The sequence below is a fragment of the Streptomyces hainanensis genome (genome assembly GCF_004348415.1).
Taxonomy (GTDB): domain Bacteria; phylum Actinomycetota; class Actinomycetes; order Streptomycetales; family Streptomycetaceae; genus Streptomyces; species Streptomyces hainanensis.
On record NZ_SMKI01000681.1, the window covers coordinates 1 to 2859 of the forward strand.

Sequence of the window (2859 nt, forward strand, 5' to 3'; positions counted from 1 at the left end):
GGCCTCGAACAGCATGGCGGCCGCACCATCGAAGGCGTCGGCGTCCGAGTGGCTCAGCGGATCCTGGCGATGACCTGTGCAATCTGGCACAACCGCACCATCGGCGCACCCATCACCAGGTCACTGATCGCCTACGACCACTGAGCCACATCGGAACTATTCGTCTAGGCCTCGGCCCACTTGCGCAGCAGCGCTTCGCGCTCCTCGCGGGGCGGGGTGTCGCCGGACGCGTGGTCGTGGCGCCAGGCGAGGAGGTCGCGGACGGTCGCGCCGCCGTCGGCGAGCCGGTCGAGGAGCGCGCGGGAGAGCTCGTACTCGCCGGTGGTGTAGATCCCGCCGGCGACGGCGGAGGTGACGTCCACCTCGCCGGCGTCGTCGGCGGTCTCCACCCGCACGGTGAAGTGGGGCGGGAGCTCGCCGTCGCCGGAGATCGCCGCGTACACGGTCTCGAAGGTCATGGACAGGAAGCGCCGGGCGGCGGATCGCACGGCCACGTCGCGGACGTCGATCCGGCGCACCTCGGGCCAGCTCCACGACGTGCCGTGGTCGTCCCCCAGGGCCTCGACGCCGCCCTCCGTCAGCCGCACCCCGGACGCCCCGCCGACGGGCCGCGCCCCCAGGTACACGGAGTCCTCGGTGATCCAGAAGAGGCCGACCATGGCCATGAGCACTCCAACGGTGGTGTGGTGTTCGGTGTTCGGCGGCGAGCGGCGAGCGGCGAGCACGTCCGCCCACGTGTCGACAGGTGGGACGACGCGGGCGGCCCCGGAAGTTCCCCGCGGCCGGGCTCCGGCGCTCAGTCCGGCGTGGGGGCGGCAGTCGGGTTCAGGGCGACCGCGATCCAGGTGTACGCGGCGGCGTAGCCGGCGAGTTCGGCGTGGTTCGCCTTCAGGGTTCCGTTGATCACCTGCACGAGGTGCTGGTATCGCTCGTGCGGGTCGGTGGCGGGGGGCCCGTGCGCCTCGCGCTCCAGATCGGCGAGAACCTCCGGTTCGAGAAGCAGCAGGCTCTCCGCGATCTCCCGTCGGGTCGCCGCGTCCTCGAAGGAAGCTCCGAACATCTCGCCGAGCCAGCGCAGATACCGGTCGGCCAGTTCCTGGGCACGCGGGGAGTCGGGGGCCAGGCCGGCCCGCTGCGCCGCGACGGCGTCCATGAGCAGCGGCGTACCGCGCTCGTAGGATTCGAGCGCGGTCGGGGAGACCAGCAGCTGCCCGACCCCGTCGCTGAAGCGCCCGTTCAGGTCCGCCCGCACCGCCCGCCGGACTTCCGGGTCGCTGACCAGCGACGCCAGCTCGATCCAGGCATCCAGTTGTTCGAGGGTGGGCTCGTCCGGGAGACGGGGCGGAGCCGAGTTGAGGTCGGCGACGAACCGCGGGTTCTCGTTGAGCCCGTCGCTTACCTCCGCCCAGAACTCCTCGATCAGCCGCTCCCGTTCCTCGTCGGAGAGGGACACGACCCGGTGCAGGAGGGCTACCCGCTCCGCGCTGCCGCGCTGCCGGACGAGCGCCCGCAACACGGCACGGCGGGTACGCAGCCGGGAGGCCTCCTGCTCCAGGACGGCCAGGTGGGCCGTGGCGAGTTCGTGCACCGTCGTCTGCCCGGCGAGCAGCCGCCGGATGTCCTCCAGCCCGGCGCCCAGGTCCCGCAGTGTGCGGACCAGTTCGAGGCGGGCGATGGCCTCGACGTCGTACCGCCGGTAGCCGGCGGAGGTGTGCGCGGAGGGTTCGACCACGCCGGTGTCGGCATAGAAGCGGATGGCGCTGACACTGAGGCCGGTTCGGCGCGCCACGTCTCCGATCGGGTACGTCTTCTCGTCGTCCACCGTGCCACTGTGCGGTCTCGACCCACTGGAGACGCAAGGTCACGCCGGGCTCCCCAGCGGTCACCCGGAGGTGGCCCAGGCCCTCTCGACGGGCGGGGCCCGGGCGCCTAGAGCGACGGCGTCACGAGTTCGTCGGCGACCCAGCGGGCGACGCCGGGCGGGTAGGGCGTCGGCAGGCCGAGGACGACGTGTCGGAAGCCGGCGTCCAGCGCCTCGCCGATCGCCTCGCGGGTGGCGTCGGGCCGGTGGTAGGAGACGGGCAGGTGGAGGGAGCGGGTGATCGACGCGGGGTCGCGGCCGATCTCGGCGCAGTAGCGGTCGAGAAGCGCGCTCCGCCGGACGATGTCGTCGAGGTCGCCGCCCGGGATGTTCCACAGGTCGGCGTGTTCGGCGACCACCCGCAGCGTCGCGGCCGAGCGGCCGCCGATCAGGATCGGCGGGTGGGGGCGCTGGATCGGCTTGGGGTTGCCGAACGCCCCGGTGAGCCGCACCTGTTCGCCGTGGAAGTCGAACGGCGCGTCCGCCGTCCACAGCCGCCGGATCACCGTGCACGCCTCGGCGAGGGCGCTCACGGCGTGCGCGGTGTCGTGGAACGGCAGGCCGTGCGCCTCGTACTCGCGGCGGGCCAGCGGGTGGCTGGGGCGGGAGCCGACGCCGATGCCGAGGTCGAGCCGGCCGCCGGAGACGATGTCGACGGTCGTGGCCATCTTGGCCAGCATCGCGGGTGGCCGGAACCGGTTGCTGGTCACCAGCACGCCGAGCCGCAGCCGGCGCGTGCCGGCGGCGAGGGCCGAGAGCAGCGTCCAGCCTTCGAGGATCGGCCCGTCCAGTTCGCCGGCGATCGGCAGCAGGTGGTCGAACAGCCAGGCGTGCTCGATCTCCGGGATCGCGTCCGCCTCGCGCCAGACCCGCAGACTCGGCATCCGGCCGGAACTCATCGACAGGGGTGACCTGGGTGGAGCAGCGTGGCGTCACGCGGATGACCGACGGGGCGCGGGTGCGGTGGACTGTGTTCGGGGACGCGGGCGGCGGCCAGC

General features: G+C 73.0%; 3 protein-coding genes and 1 pseudogene. 1 reads left to right on the plus strand and 3 read right to left on the minus strand.

From position 1 onward, the window contains the following. Nucleotides 1-144, plus strand: a pseudogene (locus E1283_RS39305) (IS982 family transposase); the annotation flags it as partial. 20 nt (nt 145-164) lie between these two features. Here the strand turns inward: E1283_RS39305 and E1283_RS34645 are convergent. The 3 genes from E1283_RS34645 to E1283_RS34655 all read right to left on the minus strand — a co-directional run bounded on the left by E1283_RS34645 (nt 165) and on the right by E1283_RS34655 (nt 2745). Further along, nucleotides 165-665, minus strand: a complete 501-nt coding sequence (locus E1283_RS34645; protein WP_132822134.1) for a hypothetical protein — start codon at nt 663-665, stop codon at nt 165-167. A gap of 131 nt (nt 666-796) precedes the next feature. Next, a complete protein-coding gene (locus tag E1283_RS34650) occupies nt 797-1822 on the minus strand; it encodes a MerR family transcriptional regulator (protein WP_132822135.1) in 1026 nt (341 codons plus the stop codon). A 107-nt stretch (nt 1823-1929) separates the two neighbouring features. Continuing rightward, nucleotides 1930-2745 carry an LLM class flavin-dependent oxidoreductase gene (locus E1283_RS34655; protein WP_243745308.1) on the minus strand — a complete coding sequence of 272 codons (816 nt, stop codon included), beginning with the start codon at nt 2743-2745 and terminating at the stop codon, nt 1930-1932. Between the last annotated feature and the right edge of the window lie 114 nt (nt 2746-2859).